The sequence below is a fragment of the Micromonospora sp. NBC_00898 genome (assembly GCF_045207895.1).
Lineage (GTDB): Bacteria > Actinomycetota > Actinomycetes > Mycobacteriales > Micromonosporaceae > Micromonospora.
Genome location: NZ_CP108775.1, coordinates 1,252,659 through 1,269,489 on the forward strand (window position 1 = coordinate 1,252,659; position 16,831 = coordinate 1,269,489).

Genomic DNA, 16,831 nt, shown 5'->3' on the forward strand with positions numbered 1-16,831 from the left:
CGCCCGGCCGGACCGCATCACCCGGGCCCACGGACGGGCCGCGCCGTCCGGGCCGAGGGTCGGCCGGCACTCTTGGCCGGCGGCCAACCCGGGCCGGCCGGCGCTCAGTCCGTGCCGCCGGGCGGGCCGAACGGGAAGCCGGGCACCGGCGGGACGAGCCGCACCTGGTCGGCGGCGAGCTGCCGGGTGCTCCGCCCGACCACCCGGGCAACGACCCGCAGCAGCCACGGCCCCGACGGGTGCAGCTCCGGGCTGATGAGCCGGCTGGTGAGCCGGGTCCACCAGTGGGCGGCCACGATCACGTCGGTCAGCCGCAGCCGGTCGGGCGGGAAGCCGCCCCGGACCACCACGTCCACCACCTGGCCGAGCCGCCGCCCGTGCAGGTCGTACGCGGTCCGCCCGAGCAGCTCACCCGCTCGCACGGTTCGCTCCCGGGATGCGGTCGATGAGGTGCCGGCGCAGCCAGTCCTCGACCGGCGCCGGCGGCAGGTCGGCCGCCGCGGCGCGCAGCCGCACGGTGCTGTCCACCCGCTCGATCATGGTGAGCGGGATCCGGATCGGCCGCACGGGTGGGTCGTCGACGAACCGGTCGGCGATCCCGACCAGGATCCGGCCGATCCGGCCGCCCATCCGTTGCCCGAGCGCCCCCTGCCCGGTGAGCAGGCTGTCCACGTACGGGAACCCCTCGTCGTCCACCGCGAAGGCGATGTCGTCGACCCGGCCGACCAGCCGGCCGTCCCGGTCGACGATCTGCCGGTCGAGCAGCTGCTTGGCGAGCTGGACCCTCATCGTCCCATCCTCGTGATGATCGCCAACGGGATCGCCGCCACCGATGCGGCGACGATGAGCAGCAGGAACAGTGCGCCGATCAGGTTGTTCCAGCGGCCGTTCACCCGGTCGCCCAGGTAGTTGCGGTCGTTCGCCACGACCAGGATCGGCAGGTACGTCAGCGGCAGCACCACCGCGCTGAGGACCAGCATGTACTCGGTGAGCCGGACCGGGTCGATGGTGGTCAGCAGCAGGAGCACCCCCAGCAGCACGCTGACCAGCAGCACGCTGTGGAACCGGGCGGCCTCGCGCGGGCTGACCCGCTTGCCCCACTGCCAGCCGAAGTACTGCGACGCCGCGTACGCCGCCGACAGGCCGGTCTCCAGCGCGGCGCCGAAGGTGACCGCGAAGAACGCCAGCACGGCGACCGCCAGCCCGATCCCGCCGAAGGCCAGCACCACCGGCCGCGCGACCTGGTCGAGGGTGTCCAGCGAGGTCCCGGTCGGGTGGTAGACCACCGCCGCGGTGGCGATCAGCGACAGCGCGAGGAACCCGCCGACCGGGAAGCCGACCAGCACGTTCGAGCGGGCATCGGCCAGGTCGGCGGCGCTCCACCGCTCCTCCACCCCGCCCGAGGAGAAGAAGAAGACCTCGTACGGGCTGACCGTGGAGGCGAAGAGCGCCACCGCGATGAACCAGTAGGCGCTCCACCCCTGCCCCGCGGTGCTCAGGTGCACGGCCTGGCTGCCGAGCCGCTCCCAGTCGGTGGGCAGGGCGAACAACGCCACCGCGAAGACCAGCAGGGCCATCCCGGCGAGCCCGAAGACCCGTTCCATCAGCGTGAAGCGCATCCGCCACAGCACCAGCCAGACGGCGAACGCGGCCACCGGCACCCACAGCAGGTAGCTGACCCCGGTGGCCAGCTGCACCGCCAGCGCCACCCCGCCCAGCTCCGCGGCCAGCGTGACCACCGTGACGACGTAGGACGCGACCAGGTTGAGCAGCGCCACCCGCGGCCCGAGCCGCTCCCGGACCAGGTCGAACACCGCCCGGCCGCTCACCGCCGCGATCCGTCCGGCCATCTCGGCGTACGCGCAGATGCCGAGCACGCCGACGAGCAGCACCCAGGCGTGGGCCATACCGAACCGGGCGCCGGCCTGGCTCGCCGCCACCAGGTCGCCGATGTCGACGAAGCCGCCGATGGCGGAGAGCACCCCGAGGGTGGCGGCGAGGAGTTTCCTCACAGCGGCGGGACAGCGGGCGGTCTCATCGACGCGACGATATCCGTGTCAGCCGCCCTTTTCAGGTCGAATCGGGCAGGTCTGCTCGGGGTGGGGCGGTCAGGCGGCGGTGAGGTTCTGCAGGCGCACCTGGCCACGCGCGACCAGCCGCCCGTCGCCGTCGGTGATCTCCACCTGCCAGAGCTGCTGGCTGCGGCCCCGGTGCACCGGCGTACCCACCGCGGTCAACTCACCCTCGCGCACCGCCCGCAGGAAGTCGGTCTGGTTGGACACCCCGACCACCTGACCCCGGTCGCCCAGCCAGATCGAGCCGCCGACGCTGGCCGCGGTCTCGACCACCGAGCAGTAGACCCCGCCGTGCTGGATCCCGAACGGCTGGTGCAGCTCCGGGCGCACCTCCCAGCGAATGACCACCTTCTCGCCGCTGACCTCGTCGAACTTCAGGCCCAGCAGGGCGACGAAGCCCCCGGTCAGGTCCGGCATCTCCACGGCAGCCCCTCCTCGCTCGTACCGAGCCGACAGCCTAGTCGCCCCGCCGAGCGGCAAACCCGGTACGGCCCGGGGGGCTTGATGGGGGAGAATCGGTGACCGTGACCGACAGCAACCTCCCGCACGGGCGGGACTCCCTGACCGAAGACCTGCGGTGGCGGGGCCTGATCCAGGACTCGACCGGCCTCGACGAGCTGCGCGAGCTGCTCGACGGCGGGAGTGCCACCTTCTATGTGGGCTTCGACCCGACCGCCCCCAGCCTGCACGTCGGCCATCTCATGCAGGTCACCACGGCGCGCCGGCTCCAGCTCGCCGGGCACCGGCCGCTGCTGCTGGTCGGCGGCGCCACCGGCCAGATCGGCGACCCGAAGGAGAGCGCCGAGCGCACCCTCAACCCGCCCGAGGTGGTCGAGGGCTGGGTACGGCGGATCCACGACCAGCTCGCGCCGTTCGTCTCGTACACCGGGGAGCACGCCGCCCAGCTGGTCAACAACCTGGACTGGACCGGCGAGATGTCGGTGGTCGAGTTCCTGCGCGACGTGGGCAAGCACTTCCCGGTGAACAAGATGCTGGCCCGCGAGGTGGTCAAGGCCCGGCTGGACACCGGCATCAGCTTCACCGAGTTCAGCTACCAGCTGCTCCAGGCCAACGACTTCTTCGAGCTGCACCGCCGGCACGGCTGCCAGCTCCAGTACGGCGGCTCCGACCAGTGGGGCAACATCACCGCCGGCGTCGACTACGTCCGGCGCCGCGGCGCCGGCCCCGTCCAGGCGTTCGTGACGCCGCTGGTCACCAAGGCCGACGGCACCAAGTTCGGCAAGACCGAGGGCGGCGCGGTCTGGCTGGACCCGGAGATGACCAGCCCGTACGCCTTCTACCAGTTCTGGGTCAACGCCGACGACCGCGACGTGACCCGCTACCTGCGCTACTTCAGCTTCCGCTCGCGGGAGGAGCTGGAGGAGTTGGAGAAGGCGACCGCGGAGCGCCCGCAGGCGCGGCTCGCCCAGCGGGCCCTGGCCGAGGAGCTCACCACGCTGGTGCACGGGGAGCGGGAGATGGCCCAGGCGGTCACCGCCAGCCAGGCGCTCTTCGGTCGGGGGTCCCTCGACGAGCTGTCCCCGGCGACGCTGCGGGCCGCGCTCACCGAGGCCGGCCTGGTGCACCTCACGGAGCTGCCGGACGTGGCGGGCCTGCTCAAGGAGTCCGGGCTGGTGCCGAGCATGAAGGAGGCCCGGCGGGTGATCGCCGAGGGTGGCGCCTACGTCAACAACACCCGGATCTCCGAGGTGGACGCCACCGTCGGCCCGGCGGACCTGCTGCACGGTCGGTACCTGGTGCTGCGCCGCGGCAAGCGCTCGTTCGCCGGCGTTGAGCTGCGCAAATAGCCGTCCGTCGAGAGTGTGACGCGGGACGCGCCCAGCGGATTTGACGATCAATCCGCTGGGCGCGTAACTTTCTCTCTGCCAGCGCGGAACGGACGAAACAGGCGAAAGACCTGGAAGGCCGGAGCGCGGGAATGACCCCAGGGTCGGATGGATTACGCCATCGGAGTCTGGACCGGGCGGTGCCCCGGATTCGCCGCGAGGCGGATTTGGCGAGGCGGAGCCGACCGGGTAAGGTTCATCGGCCGGCAGGGAAACGGGCGAGCGTGCGGGAGACCGCAACGGCCGTCCTGCCGAAATCCACGAAGCGCCCGGCGCGAGCCGGTCGAATAGTGGTGCCCAGCAAAAGGGTTGGCGCACGACAAACCGCGAAACACCGGTTTGACACGGCAAAAGCCACCGGGTAACGTAGTAAAAGTGCCCGGCGCGAGAGCGGCGGGTGTGGGACGAACGAAATGCCCCGGATGGGGTCCTACTGGGTAGGGCTTTCGGATGGTGTGTGGTTGTTCTTTGAGAACTCAACAGGGTGCTTGATAAGCCAGTGCCAAATTGATTTATACCCCGGACTGGCAGTTCTCCTTCGGGAGGGTTGTTGGTTTGGATTCCTTTGGCAACACTTTTGTTGTCAGGACATGTTTTCAACAAGTTTTTGTTGGAGAGTTTGATCCTGGCTCAGGACGAACGCTGGCGGCGTGCTTAACACATGCAAGTCGAGCGGAAAGGCCCTTCGGGGTACTCGAGCGGCGAACGGGTGAGTAACACGTGAGCAACCTGCCCTAGGCTTTGGGATAACCCCGGGAAACCGGGGCTAATACCGAATAGGACTGCTGGTCGCATGACTGGTGGTGGAAAGTTTTTCGGCCTGGGATGGGCTCGCGGCCTATCAGCTTGTTGGTGGGGTGATGGCCTACCAAGGCGACGACGGGTAGCCGGCCTGAGAGGGCGACCGGCCACACTGGGACTGAGACACGGCCCAGACTCCTACGGGAGGCAGCAGTGGGGAATATTGCACAATGGGCGGAAGCCTGATGCAGCGACGCCGCGTGAGGGATGACGGCCTTCGGGTTGTAAACCTCTTTCAGCAGGGACGAAGCGTAAGTGACGGTACCTGCAGAAGAAGCACCGGCCAACTACGTGCCAGCAGCCGCGGTAAGACGTAGGGTGCGAGCGTTGTCCGGATTTATTGGGCGTAAAGAGCTCGTAGGCGGCTTGTCGCGTCGACTGTGAAAACCCGCAGCTCAACTGCGGGCCTGCAGTCGATACGGGCAGGCTAGAGTTCGGTAGGGGAGACTGGAATTCCTGGTGTAGCGGTGAAATGCGCAGATATCAGGAGGAACACCGGTGGCGAAGGCGGGTCTCTGGGCCGATACTGACGCTGAGGAGCGAAAGCGTGGGGAGCGAACAGGATTAGATACCCTGGTAGTCCACGCTGTAAACGTTGGGCGCTAGGTGTGGGGGGCCTCTCCGGTTCCCTGTGCCGCAGCTAACGCATTAAGCGCCCCGCCTGGGGAGTACGGCCGCAAGGCTAAAACTCAAAGGAATTGACGGGGGCCCGCACAAGCGGCGGAGCATGCGGATTAATTCGATGCAACGCGAAGAACCTTACCTGGGTTTGACATGGCCGCAAAACCGGCAGAGATGTCGGGTCCTTCGGGGGCGGTCACAGGTGGTGCATGGCTGTCGTCAGCTCGTGTCGTGAGATGTTGGGTTAAGTCCCGCAACGAGCGCAACCCTCGTTCGATGTTGCCAGCGCGTTATGGCGGGGACTCATCGAAGACTGCCGGGGTCAACTCGGAGGAAGGTGGGGATGACGTCAAGTCATCATGCCCCTTATGTCCAGGGCTTCACGCATGCTACAATGGCCGGTACAATGGGCTGCGATACCGTGAGGTGGAGCGAATCCCAAAAAGCCGGTCTCAGTTCGGATCGGGGTCTGCAACTCGACCCCGTGAAGTCGGAGTCGCTAGTAATCGCAGATCAGCAACGCTGCGGTGAATACGTTCCCGGGCCTTGTACACACCGCCCGTCACGTCACGAAAGTCGGCAACACCCGAAGCCGGTGGCCCAACCCCTTGTGGGAGGGAGCCGTCGAAGGTGGGGCTGGCGATTGGGACGAAGTCGTAACAAGGTAGCCGTACCGGAAGGTGCGGCTGGATCACCTCCTTTCTAAGGAGCACCTTCACCTGAAAGGGTGCAAGGAGCCCGCGGCCCGCGAATGTCGGGTCGGGGTGCTCAATGGCGGAGACACTGGCGAGTTTTCCTTCGGCAACGGCCGGGGTCCTTCTAGTACGGCCACTTCGGTGGTGTGGAATGAAGTCCTGGTGCGGCTGGGGGAGGATGTAGAGCACCCTGTTGGGTCCTGAAGGAACAACCTTGGTTGTCTTTCAGAGACTGGTCCGAGGCCGTTGAGGTTTCGGGAGTCTGCCAGGCATGGCCTGGCCTCGCATACCGCCGGCGGGTCGTCGGGTTTGGTGTGGGGCGGATCGGGTTGTGGGTTGGTCGTTTGTTGAGAATTGCACAGTGGACGCGAGCATCTTTGTGGTCAAGTTGTCAAGGGCGAACGGTGGATGCCTTGGCACCAGGAGCCGATGAAGGACGTGGGAGGCCGCGATAGGCCTGGGGGAGCTGTCAACCAAGCTGTGATCCCAGGGTGTCCGAATGGGGAAACCCGGCACCAGTCATGTGGTGTCACCTGCACCTGAACACATAGGGTGTATGGAGGGAACGCGGGGAAGTGAAACATCTCAGTACCCGTAGGAAGAGAAAACAAATAGTGATTCCGTGAGTAGTGGCGAGCGAAAGCGGATTGAGGCTAAACCGGCTGCGTGTGATACCTGTCAGGGGTTGCGTGGTCGGGGTTGTGGGACCCCGCTGAACGAGCTGACACTTGTTCGAGGAGTTACAAAGTCAGTGGCTAGCCGAATGGTGTGGAAAAGCCAACCGTAGACGGTGATAGTCCGGTACGTGAAAGTTGCTGACCTTCTGTGGGTGTTCCCGAGTAGCGGCGGACCCCTGAAATCTGCCGTGAATCTGCCAGGACCACCTGGTAAGCCTAAATACTTCCTGGTGACCGATAGCGGACGAGTACCGTGAGGGAATGGTGAAAAGTACCCCGGGAGGGGAGTGAAATAGTACCTGAAACCGTTCGCCTACAATCCGTCGGAGCCTTGCGGGGTGACGGCGTGCCTTTTGAAGAATGAGCCTGCGAGTTAGTGGCACGTGGCGAGGTTAACCCGTGTGGGGGAGCCGTAGCGAAAGCGAGTCTGAATAGGGCGATTCAGTCGCGTGTCCTAGACCCGAAGCGGAGTGATCTAGCCATGGGCAGGCTGAAGCGCGGGTAAGACCGCGTGGAGGGCCGAACCCACCAACGTTGAAAAGTTGGGGGATGACCTGTGGTTAGGGGTGAAAGGCCAATCAAACTCCGTGATAGCTGGTTCTCCCCGAAATGCATTTAGGTGCAGCGTCGCGTGTTTCTTGCCGGAGGTAGAGCACTGGATGGTCTAGGGGGCCCACAAGCTTACCGAAATCAGCCAAACTCCGAATGCCGGTAAGTGAGAGCGCGGCAGTGAGACTGCGGGGGATAAGCTTCGTAGTCGAGAGGGAAACAGCCCAGATCACCAGCTAAGGCCCCTAAGCGTGTGCTAAGTGGAAAAGGATGTGGAGTCGCATAGACAACCAGGAGGTTGGCTTAGAAGCAGCCACCCTTTAAAGAGTGCGTAATAGCTCACTGGTCAAGTGGTTCCGCGCCGACAATGTAGCGGGGCTCAAGCACACCGCCGAAGCTGTGGCATTCACATTTCAACCTCGCTTGGACTTGATTCCTTGTGCAGGTGTGTGGATGGGTAGGGGAGCGTCGTGCCGGGGGTGAAGCAACGGGGTGACCCAGTTGTGGACGCGGCACGAGTGAGAATGCAGGCATGAGTAGCGAAAGAAGGGTGAGAAACCCTTCCGCCGGATGACCAAGGGTTCCAGGGCCAGGCTAATCCGCCCTGGGTGAGTCGGGACCTAAGGCGAGGCCGAGAGGCGTAGTCGATGGACAACGGGTTGATATTCCCGTACCCGCGAAAGAGCGACCCTGACGAACCTCGTTGTGCTAACCACCCGATCTGTGGGCGGTCTTCGGACCAAACGCGGTGAGCGTGGGAACCTGGCGGGTAGTAGTCAAGCGATGGGGTGACGCAGGAAGGTAGCTGAGCCCGGCCGGTGGTTGTGCCGGGGTAAGCGTGTAGGCCGTGCCGTAGGCAAATCCGCGGTGCATATAGGCTGAGACGTGATGCCGAGCCGATTCAGGTGAAGTCAGTGATCCTATGCTGCCGAGAAAAGCCTCTAGCGAGTTCTTAGCGGCCCGTACCCCAAACCGACACAGGTGGTCAGGTAGAGAATACCGAGGCGATCGGGCGAACTGTGGTTAAGGAACTCGGCAAATTGCCCCCGTAACTTAGGGAGAAGGGGGGCCGGAGACGTGAAGCCCCGCGCGGGTGGAGCGTTGTATGGCCGCAGAGAGCAGGGGGAAGCGACTGTTTACTAAAAACACAGGTCCATGCGAAGAAGTAATTCGATGTATATGGACTGACGCCTGCCCGGTGCTGGAACGTTAAGGGGACCTGTTAGCTCTTCGGGGCGAAGCGGAGAACTTAAGCGCCAGTAAACGGCGGTGGTAACTATAACCATCCTAAGGTAGCGAAATTCCTTGTCGGGTAAGTTCCGACCTGCACGAATGGCGTAACGACTTCCCCACTGTCTCAACCACAGGCCCGGCGAAATTGCATTACGAGTAAAGATGCTCGTTACGCGCGGCAGGACGGAAAGACCCCGGGACCTTTACTATAGCTTGACATTGGTATTCGAATTAGCTTGTGTAGGATAGGTGGGAGCCGGTGAAGTCCATACGCCAGTATGGGTGGAGGCAATCTTGAAATACCACTCTGGTTGATTTGGGTATCTAACTTCGGACCGTTATCCGGTTCAGGGACAGTGTCTGGTGGGTAGTTTAACTGGGGCGGTTGCCTCCTAAAGGGTAACGGAGGCGCCCAAAGGTTCCCTCAGCCTGGTTGGCAATCAGGTGTTGAGTGCAAGTGCACAAGGGAGCTTGACTGTGAGACTGACAGGTCGAGCAGGGACGAAAGTCGGGACTAGTGATCCGGCACTGGCATGTGGAAGCGGTGTCGCTCAACGGATAAAAGGTACCCCGGGGATAACAGGCTGATCTTCCCCAAGAGTCCATATCGACGGGATGGTTTGGCACCTCGATGTCGGCTCGTCGCATCCTGGGGCTGTAGCAGGTCCCAAGGGTTGGGCTGTTCGCCCATTAAAGCGGTACGCGAGCTGGGTTTAGAACGTCGTGAGACAGTTCGGTCCCTATCCGCCGTGCGCGTAGGATACTTGAGAAGGGCTGTCCCTAGTACGAGAGGACCGGGACGGACGAACCTCTGGTGTGCCAGTTGTCCCGCCAGGGGCACGGCTGGTTAGCTACGTTCGGAAGGGATAACCGCTGAAAGCATCTAAGCGGGAAGCTCGCTTCAAGATGAGGTATCCCACCCACTTTGTGGGGTAAGGCCCCCAGCTAGACGACTGGGTTGATAGGCCGGAAATGTAAGCCCGGTAACGGGTTCAGTTGACCGGTACTAATAGGCCGAGGACTTGACTACCAAGCTGCTACGCGTCCACTGTGCAACTCCCGACAAACGAACAACAGACCACGTGTGGTGGTGTTGTTTGACATGTCGATAGAGTTACGGCGGTCATGGCGGAGGGGAAACGCCCGGTAACATTCCGAACCCGGAAGCTAAGCCCTCCAGCGCCGATGGTACTGCACTCGGGAGGGTGTGGGAGAGTAGGACGCCGCCGGACAAACATTCCAGTCGAGGGCCGCCCCATGAGGGTCGGCCCTCGACTGCGTTAGCGTCGTTGGCGACGCAATGAGGAAGGATGTACCTGTGAGTTCAGGACCGCAGGGCGGCGATCGCCCCCGTCGTTACGAGGACCGCGCCGACCGCGAGCAGGGGCGCGGTGACGCCCGCCGCGACGACCGTCCCCCGTACCGGGGCAACCGCGACGACCGCTCGGGCGGACCGCGCAGCGGCGCCGGCGGTGACCGCCGCGAGGGCGGTTTCCGGCGGGACGACAACCGTGAGGGTGGCTTCCGCGGCGGTGACCGCCGCGAGGGTGGCTTCCGGTCCGGCCCCCGTGAGGGCGGCTTCCGCCGCGACGGTGACGCGCCCCGCGAGGGTGGCTTCCGTGGCGGCGAGCGCCGCGAGGGTGGTTTCCGGTCGGGTCCCCGTGAGGGTGGCTTCGGCGGTGGCGACCGTCGCGAGGGCGGTTTCCGTGGTGGCGACCGCCGCGAGGGTGGCTTCCGCGGTGGAGACAACCGTGAGGGTGGCTTCCGGTCGGGTCCCCGTGAGGGCGGCTTCCGCCGGGACGGCGAGGCGCCGCGCGAGGGTGGTTTCCGGGGTGGTGACCGTCGTGAGGGTGGTTTCCGCGGTGGTGACCGCCGCGAGGGCGGCTTCGCCGGCGGCGAGCGCCGTGAGGGTGGCTTCCGGTCGGGTCCCCGTGAGGGTGGCTTCGGCGGTGGCGACCGCCGCGAGGGTGGCTTCCGTGGTGGTGACCGCCGCGAGGGTGGCGCGCCGCGTGAAGGTGGCTTCCGTGGCGGTGACCGCCGCGAGGGTGGCGCGCCGCGTGAAGGTGGCTTCCGTGGCGGTGACCGCCGCGAGGGTGGCGCGCCGCGTGAAGGTGGCTTCCGTGGCGGTGACCGCCGCGAGGGTGGCTTCCGTGGTGGCGACCGCCGCGAGGGCGGCGCGCCCCGCGAAGGTGGCTTCCGTGGCGGTGACCGTCGTGAGGGCGGCGCGCCGCGTGAGGGTGGTTTCCGTGGCGGCGAGCGCCGTGAGGGTGGCTTCCGTGGTGGTGACCGTCGTGAGGGCGGCGCGCCGCGTGAGGGTGGTTTCCGTGGCGGCGAGCGCCGTGAAGGTGGCTTCCGTGGTGGTGACCGTCGTGAGGGTGGCGCGCCCCGCGAAGGCGGTTTCCGTGGTGGTGACCGTCGTGAGGGTGGCGCGCCCCGCGAAGGCGGTTTCCGTGGGGGCGACCGCCGCGAGGGCGGTTTCCGCGGTGGAGACAGCCGCGAGGGTGGTTTCCGTGGCGGTGACCGTCGTGAGGGTGGCGCGCCGCGTGAGGGTGGTTTCCGTGGCGGTGACCGTCGTGAAGGTGGCTTCCGCCGTGAGGGTGGCGCGCCGCGTGAGGGTGGCTTCCGGGGCGGCGACCGTCGCGAGGGTGGCTTCCGGGGCGGGGATCGCCGTGAGGGCGGTTTCCGGCGGGACGACAGCCGCGAGGGTGGCTTCCGTGGCGGCGAGCGTCGCGAGGGCGGCTTCCGCCGGGACGACCGCGAGGGCGGGTTCCGTGGCGGCGAGCGTCGCGAGGGCGGCTTCCGCCGGGACGACCGCGAGGGTGGGTTCCGTGGCGGCCCGCGTACCGAGCGGGACGGCGACCGGCGTAGCTACGGCGACCGGCCGGCGCGGGACGACCGTGCTCGCCAGGGCGGCTACGGCGCCGGCCCGCAGGACCGGCGGGACGACCGTCGGGCCGAGGGCGGCGAGCGGGTCACCGGGCCGGCGCTGCCGGACGAGATCGTCGCGACCGACCTCGACTCGACCGTCCGGGCCGAGCTGCTCTCGCTGAACAAGCCGGTGGCGGAGACCGTCGCCCGGCACCTGGTCGCCACCGGTCAGCTGATCGACGAGGACCCGGCGGAAGCGCTGGCGCACGCCCTCGCCGCCCGTCGGCTCGCCTCGCGGATCTCCGCGGTGCGGGAGGCGGTCGGGCTGGCCGCGTACCACGCGGGGGAGTGGCAGACGGCGATCGCCGAGCTGCGCACCTACCACCGGATGACCGGTCTGCAGAGCCACCTGGCGGTGCTGGCCGACTGCGAGCGGGCCCTCGGGCGTCCGGAGCGGGCGATCGACCTGTTCCGGGGTGCCGACCGGGAGAAGCTCGACCAGTCGGTCGCGATCGAGCTGCTGATCGTCGCCGCCGGGGCGCGGGGTGACCTCGGCCAGAAGGACGCGGCGGTGGCGATGCTCCAGGTTCCCGAGCTGACCGCCGACTCGTCCGAGCCCTGGGCCGCGCGGCTGCGCTACGCGTACGCCGACGCGCTGCTCTCGGTGGGCCGGCGCGAGGAGGCGCGGGAGTGGTTCTCCCGGGCCGCCGACCTGGACTCCGACGGGGAGACCGACGCGGCGGAACGGCTGCTCGAGCTCGACGGCGTGGTGATCGAGGGCGACGACGAGGACGAGGAGTCTCCGGCCGAGGAGCTCGCCGCCGGACCGGGCGCCCCGGGCGCCGTGCCGGCCCGCCCCGACGCCGACCTGACCGGCGGTGACACCGAGCCGGACGACGACGGGGACGCCGACGACGAGGACGACGACACGGACGCCGACGACGAGGACGACGACCTCGACGGCGACGCCCGCTACGACGACGAGGACGACCTCGACGACGAGGACGACGACCGGGACCGTGGCGGCGACGCCCGGTACGGCGACGGCGACGACCTGGCCGAGGACGAGTTGACCGACGCCGAGGAGCGCGGGGTCGCCGACCAGGTCCGGTCCGGCGAGACCGACCCGGCCGAGGGCGAGACCAGCGTGGTCGAGGGCGGGACCGACCTGGCGGACGGCACGGCCGGGCGGACCGGGGCGACCGGCGACGAGCCGGCCCGCGGGTCGGAGTCCGACCAGCGATGACCGCGGACGCCGGGGAACGGCTGGTCGACGGGTACGCCCTGGTCGTCTTCGACCTCGACGGGGTGATCTACCTGATCGACCAGCCGATCCCCGGTGCGGTCGAGGCGGTCGGCCGGCTGCACGCCGACGGCAAGGCGGTGGCGTACGCCACCAACAACGCCTCCCGCCGCTCCAGCGAGGTGGCCGGCCTGCTCAGCGGCATGGGCGTCCCGGCCCGGCCGGAGGAGGTGCTCACCTCGGCCGCCGCCACCGCCGAGCTGCTGCGCGACCGGCTCCCCGCCGGAGCGCCGGTGCTGGTGGTGGGCGCGGAGGCGCTGCGCGCCGAGATCCGCGCCGTCGGCCTGCGCCCGGTGTCCCTGGCCGAGGAGGAGCCGGCCGCCGTGGCCCAGGGGTACGGCCCGCAGGTCGGCTGGGTGGACCTGGCCGAGGCGTCGCTGGCGGTGCGCGCCGGAGCGCCGTGGTACGCCACCAACACCGACCGCACGCTGCCCAGCGAGCGGGGCCCGCTGCCCGGCAACGGGTCGCTGGTGGCCGTGTTGCGTACCGCCCTGGAGCGGGAGCCGGACGTGGTGGTCGGCAAGCCGGAGCCGGCGCTGTTCGCCACCGCCGCCCGCCGGGCGGGCACCGGGCGGACCCTGGTCGTCGGTGACCGGCTGGACACCGACATCGAGGGTGCCCGGCGTGCCGGGCTGGACAGCCTGCTGGTGCTCACCGGCGTCAGCGACGTATCCGAACTGCTGGCCGCCCCCGAGGCGCGCCGGCCGACGTACGTCGCCATGGATCTGGCCGGGCTCTTCGACCCGGCGGCGGTGGTCCGGCTGCCCGGCGTGCCCGACGGCGGGGGTTGGTCGGTGACGGTGACCGACGGCGGCCTGGCCCTCGGCGGCGCGGGGCGCCCGCTGGACGCCCTGGCCACGCTCTGCGCGGTCGCCTGGGCGACCGCGACGGGCCCGACGGTGCGGGCGGCGTCGCCGGAGGCGGGCGCGGTGCTGGCGGCGCTGGGCCTGCCGGCCTGACGCGGACCCGGCCCGACGCGGCTCAGAGCAGCTTGCGGAGCTTCATCAGGTCGAACGGGTTGGCCTTGACGGACACCCGACGGGCGGTCACCGCCCTGGTGATGTCGAGCTGACCGTGCACCAGGGCGATCAGGTCGTCGCTGTTGGCGCTCAGCGCGATCTTGGCCTTCGGGTCGTCGCCGTCGGCGAGGTCGACCAGCCGGCCGCCTTCGAGGCGGCCGTGGAACGCGGTGTCCAGGTCGGTGATCCGGCAGGCAAGCGTCCGGTCCAGGTCGATCCGGCCCTGCACGTGCGCGTGGCGGTCCAGCCGCTCGGCCAGCTCCCGCAACGCCTGCCGGCACTCGTCCACGCTGGCCACATCGTCTCCTCATCGGATGCCACGCCGTTCCCCGGCACCGTACCGCAACGGGTGGTCGGAGGGGCCCGGTAGCGTGACACCTGCACACCCCCGCCCCGCGGAAGGACTCAGGCATGCAGGACGCGTGGCGCGCCTACCTCGAGCTGGCCATGGGCCTGACGGAGGCGCCCCGGAAGAAGGCCCAGGACGCCGTTCGGCGCGTGGTCGGCCAGGGCGGCGTCACCGCCGGCCAGTTGCAGGCCCTCGCCGAGGAACTCGTCTCCACCGGCCTGGCGAACCGGGAGGCGCTGACCAAGCTGGTCCGCTTCGAGGTGGACCGGGCGCTCGGCGCGGTCGGGTTGGCCACCGCCGACGAGGTCGCGGAGCTGACCCGCCGGGTGCACGAGCTGGAACGGCAGTTGCGCGAGGCGAAGACGGTCCCGGCGGACGCCTCCGCCGCCGCGCCCGTCTCCACGGTGCCGGGCCGCCCCGCCCCCACCCCCACGACCGCCGTGGCGAAGAAGACCGTGGCGAAGAAGGCGATCGCCAAGAAGGCGATCGCGAAGAAGCCGCCGGCCACCGTGGCGCGCACGCCTGCCGAGGAGTCGCCCGCCATGCCGGTCCGGCCGGCGAAGAAGGCGCCCGGCCGCAAGCAGACGCCGGGCGGCGCCGCGTGAGCGCCCGCACAGGTTGCGGGGCCGCCTCGTGACCGGCCCGTACCGCCCCGGTCCGCGTCCAGCCCCGCCGGCCGGCGGGCGACCGGGTCCGCCGCCCGGGGTCCGTCCCGGCCCGGCGGCGTCCTGGGAGGACGTCGAGGACGCCCGGCACCCGGCGGTGGACGCCGCCGTGCAGGCCATGACCAACGCCGCCACGCTCTCCCCGGCGGACCAGATCGCCCAGTACGAGGCGGCGTACGAGACGCTGCGCGAGACCCTGGCCAGCATCGACCAGGCCTGACCCACCGGAGAAGAACCACCCATGGCACGTCGTAACCGGCTGGATGCCGAACTCGTCCGCCGCGGCCTGGCCCGCTCCCGCGAGCAGGCCGCCGCGCTGGTGGAGGCCGGCCGGGTCCAGCTGCGCGGGGTGCCCGCCCGCAAGGCCGCGGCGATGGTCGACCCCGCCGACCCGCTGCTGGTCACCGGCGAGGACCCGACCGCCGAGTACGTCTCGCGGGGCGGCCACAAGCTGGCCGGCGCGCTCGCCGCGTTCGCCCCCGGCGGGCTGACCGTGGCCGGGCGGCGGTGCCTGGACGCCGGCGCCTCGACCGGCGGCTTCACCGACGTGCTGCTGCGCGCCGGCGCGGCGGAGGTGGTGGCCGTCGACGTCGGCTACGGCCAACTGGCCTGGCCGCTGCGCACTGACGAGCGGGTCCGGGTGTTCGAGCGCACCAACGTCCGTACCCTGACCCCGGAGGCCATCGGCGGCCAGGTCGACCTCACCGTGGCCGACCTGTCGTTCATCTCGCTGCGGCTGGTGCTGCCCGCCCTCGCGGGCTGCACCCGGGCCGACGGCGACCTGGCGCTGATGGTCAAGCCGCAGTTCGAGGTCGGCAAGGAGCGGGTCGGCGCGGGCGGGGTGGTGCGCGACCCGGAGCTGCGGGCCGAGGCGGTGCTCGATGTGGCCGCGGCGGCGGCGCAGCTCGGCCTGGGCCTGGCCGACGTGGCCGCCAGTCCGCTGCCCGGGCCGAGCGGCAACGTCGAGTTCTTCGTATGGTTACGCCGAGGTGCGCCCGCCGCGGACCCGGAGCGGGTCCGTGCCGTCGTGGCCGCCGGCCCCGCGGGCGTCCCACCACCCGCGGATCCCACGATCGAGGAGGTCGCCCGGTGAGCCGGACCGCTCTGCTGGTGACGCACACCGGCCGCCGCCGCAGCACCGAGCACGCCCGCGCGGTGGCGGCGGACCTGATCGCCGCCGGTTTCGAGGTACGGGTGGTGGCCGAGGAGGCCGACGACCTGGACCTGCCCGGCGTCGTCCCGGTCACCGGCCCGCAGGCCGCCGAAGGCGCGGAGATCGTCTTCGCGCTCGGCGGCGACGGCACCTTCCTGCGCGCCGCCGAGCTGGCCCGGCCGGCGAAGGCCCCACTGCTCGGCATCAACCTCGGCAAGGTCGGCTTCCTCGCCGAGGCCGAGATCGACGACGTGGACTCCGCGGTACGGGACGTGGTCGGCCGCAACTACACCGTCGACGAGCGGCTCACCCTCGACGTGACGGCCGAGTTCGAGGGCGGCCCGACCATCGAGTCGTGGGCGCTCAACGAGATCAGCGTCGAGAAGGGCGAGCGCGCCCAGATGCTGGAGCTGCTCGTCGACGTCGACGGCCGCCCGCTGTCCCGGTACGGGTGCGACGGGGTGGTCTGCGCGACCCCCACCGGCTCCACCGCGTACGCGTTCTCCGGCGGCGGGCCGGTGGTCTGGCCGGAGGTGGAGGCGCTGCTGCTGGTGCCGATCAGCGCGCACGCGCTGTTCAGCCGGCCGCTGGTCACCGCGCCGACCTCGACCTTCGTGATCACCGTCGACCCGTTCACCACCCTGGCGGTGCTCTCCTGCGACGGGCGGCGGGTCTACGACCTGCCCCCCGGCGCCAAGGTGACGGTGCGCCGGGGCACGCTGCCGGTGCGGATCGTCCGGCTCCGGGCGCGACCCTTCACCGACCGGCTGGTCGCCAAGTTCGACCTGCCGGTGCAGGGCTGGCGCGGCAGCCGCCGCTGACGCGGGTGACCCGTCGCCGGTCGCCGCCCGGCGGCAACCCGCCGGATATCCGGCGGCCCGGCCCCGGTCGGCCGTTGTCCACCTGGCGACATGTCGCTGATGCGGCGGGCCGCAGCTAGTGACCATCCGATGATCTCCGTCGCAGACTTCGAGCG

General features: G+C 69.1%; 13 protein-coding genes and 3 rRNA genes. 10 read left to right on the plus strand and 6 right to left on the minus strand.

The genetic code is table 11. The annotated features are described in order from the left end of the window. Positions 1-104: 104 nt before the first annotated feature. The 4 genes from OG799_RS05945 to OG799_RS05960 all read right to left on the minus strand — a co-directional run bounded on the left by OG799_RS05945 (position 105) and on the right by OG799_RS05960 (position 2,492). Positions 105-422: a PRC-barrel domain containing protein gene (locus OG799_RS05945; RefSeq protein ID WP_406043885.1), complete on the minus strand. Its 318-nt coding sequence runs from the start codon at positions 420-422 to the stop codon at positions 105-107. Further along, the gene (locus OG799_RS05950; protein WP_406043887.1) at positions 409-789 is read right to left on the minus strand and encodes a hypothetical protein; all 381 of its coding nucleotides are present in this window, start codon (positions 787-789) and stop codon (positions 409-411) included. Before OG799_RS05950 ends, OG799_RS05945 begins: the two co-directional genes overlap by 14 nt. Continuing rightward, the gene (locus OG799_RS05955) at positions 786-2,012 is read right to left on the minus strand and encodes an NRAMP family divalent metal transporter (protein ID WP_406043889.1); all 1,227 of its coding nucleotides are present in this window, start codon (positions 2,010-2,012) and stop codon (positions 786-788) included. The genes OG799_RS05950 and OG799_RS05955 overlap by 4 nt, the downstream gene beginning before the upstream one ends. Positions 2,013-2,108: 96 nt before the next feature. Then, positions 2,109-2,492, minus strand: coding sequence for a PaaI family thioesterase (locus OG799_RS05960; protein WP_406046214.1), 384 nt, complete (start codon positions 2,490-2,492; stop codon positions 2,109-2,111). A 107-nt stretch (positions 2,493-2,599) separates the two neighbouring features. On the opposite strand from OG799_RS05960, the gene tyrS reads away from it, so the two are divergent. The 4 genes from tyrS (at position 2,600) to rrf (ending at position 9,730) form a co-directional block, all read left to right on the plus strand. Next, positions 2,600-3,883, plus strand: a complete 1,284-nt coding sequence (gene tyrS / locus OG799_RS05965; protein ID WP_406046215.1) for a tyrosine--tRNA ligase — start codon at positions 2,600-2,602, stop codon at positions 3,881-3,883. Between the two features lie 646 nt (positions 3,884-4,529). After that, positions 4,530-6,046, plus strand: a 16S ribosomal RNA gene (locus OG799_RS05970). Between the two features lie 374 nt (positions 6,047-6,420). After that, positions 6,421-9,528, plus strand: a 23S ribosomal RNA gene (locus tag OG799_RS05975). A gap of 85 nt (positions 9,529-9,613) precedes the next feature. After that, positions 9,614-9,730, plus strand: a 5S ribosomal RNA gene (rrf, locus tag OG799_RS05980). The 16S, 23S and 5S rRNA genes sit together here, the layout of an rRNA operon. A gap of 92 nt (positions 9,731-9,822) precedes the next feature. On the opposite strand, the gene OG799_RS05985 is transcribed toward rrf, so the two are convergent. Then, positions 9,823-11,580 (minus strand): hypothetical protein, encoded by a 1,758-nt coding sequence (locus OG799_RS05985; protein WP_406046526.1) that lies wholly within the window; start codon positions 11,578-11,580, stop codon positions 9,823-9,825. Here OG799_RS05985 and OG799_RS05990 point away from each other — a divergent pair. After that, positions 11,536-12,612, plus strand: coding sequence for a hypothetical protein (locus OG799_RS05990; RefSeq protein ID WP_406046216.1), 1,077 nt, complete (start codon positions 11,536-11,538; stop codon positions 12,610-12,612). The two genes, OG799_RS05985 and OG799_RS05990, sit on opposite strands and share 45 nt — an antisense overlap. Further along, on the plus strand, positions 12,609-13,628 hold the full coding sequence (locus OG799_RS05995; protein WP_406043891.1) for an HAD-IIA family hydrolase: 1,020 nt from the start codon (positions 12,609-12,611) through the stop codon (positions 13,626-13,628). The genes OG799_RS05990 and OG799_RS05995 overlap by 4 nt, the downstream gene beginning before the upstream one ends. 22 nt (positions 13,629-13,650) lie before the next feature. Here the strand turns inward: OG799_RS05995 and OG799_RS06000 are convergent, their stop codons facing one another. Continuing rightward, entirely contained in the window at positions 13,651-13,986 is a 336-nt protein-coding gene (locus OG799_RS06000) for an SCP2 sterol-binding domain-containing protein (RefSeq protein ID WP_406043893.1), read from the minus strand. 113 nt (positions 13,987-14,099) lie between these two features. Between OG799_RS06000 and OG799_RS06005 the strand changes: the two genes are divergently transcribed. Genes OG799_RS06005 through OG799_RS06020 form a run of 4 tightly spaced genes read left to right on the plus strand, consistent with a single transcriptional unit; the run spans position 14,100 to position 16,676 of the window. Continuing rightward, on the plus strand, positions 14,100-14,642 hold the full coding sequence (locus tag OG799_RS06005; protein ID WP_406043895.1) for a phasin family protein: 543 nt from the start codon (positions 14,100-14,102) through the stop codon (positions 14,640-14,642). Between the two features lie 28 nt (positions 14,643-14,670). Next, positions 14,671-14,922 carry a hypothetical protein gene (locus OG799_RS06010; protein ID WP_406043897.1) on the plus strand — a complete coding sequence of 84 codons (252 nt, stop codon included), beginning with the start codon at positions 14,671-14,673 and terminating at the stop codon, positions 14,920-14,922. A 21-nt stretch (positions 14,923-14,943) separates the two neighbouring features. Beyond that, on the plus strand, positions 14,944-15,795 hold the full coding sequence (locus tag OG799_RS06015; protein WP_406043899.1) for a TlyA family RNA methyltransferase: 852 nt from the start codon (positions 14,944-14,946) through the stop codon (positions 15,793-15,795). Continuing rightward, a complete protein-coding gene (locus tag OG799_RS06020) occupies positions 15,792-16,676 on the plus strand; it encodes an NAD kinase (RefSeq protein ID WP_406043901.1) in 885 nt (294 codons plus the stop codon). Before OG799_RS06015 ends, OG799_RS06020 begins: the two co-directional genes overlap by 4 nt. The last annotated feature ends 155 nt before the right edge of the window (positions 16,677-16,831 follow it).

Bases quoted from the DNA above. Each gene is read 5' to 3' on its own strand.
- OG799_RS05950 (WP_406043887.1), bottom strand. From the start codon at position 789: ATGAGGGTCCAGCTCGCCAAGCAGCTGCTCGACCGGCAGATCGTCGAC.
- OG799_RS05960 (WP_406046214.1), bottom strand. From the start codon at position 2,492: ATGCCGGACCTGACCGGGGGCTTCGTCGCCCTGCTGGGCCTGAAGTTC.
- OG799_RS05995 (WP_406043891.1), top strand. From the start codon at position 12,609: ATGACCGCGGACGCCGGGGAACGGCTGGTCGACGGGTACGCCCTGGTC.
- OG799_RS06005 (WP_406043895.1), top strand. From the start codon at position 14,100: ATGCAGGACGCGTGGCGCGCCTACCTCGAGCTGGCCATGGGCCTGACG.
- OG799_RS06015 (WP_406043899.1), top strand. From the start codon at position 14,944: ATGGCACGTCGTAACCGGCTGGATGCCGAACTCGTCCGCCGCGGCCTG.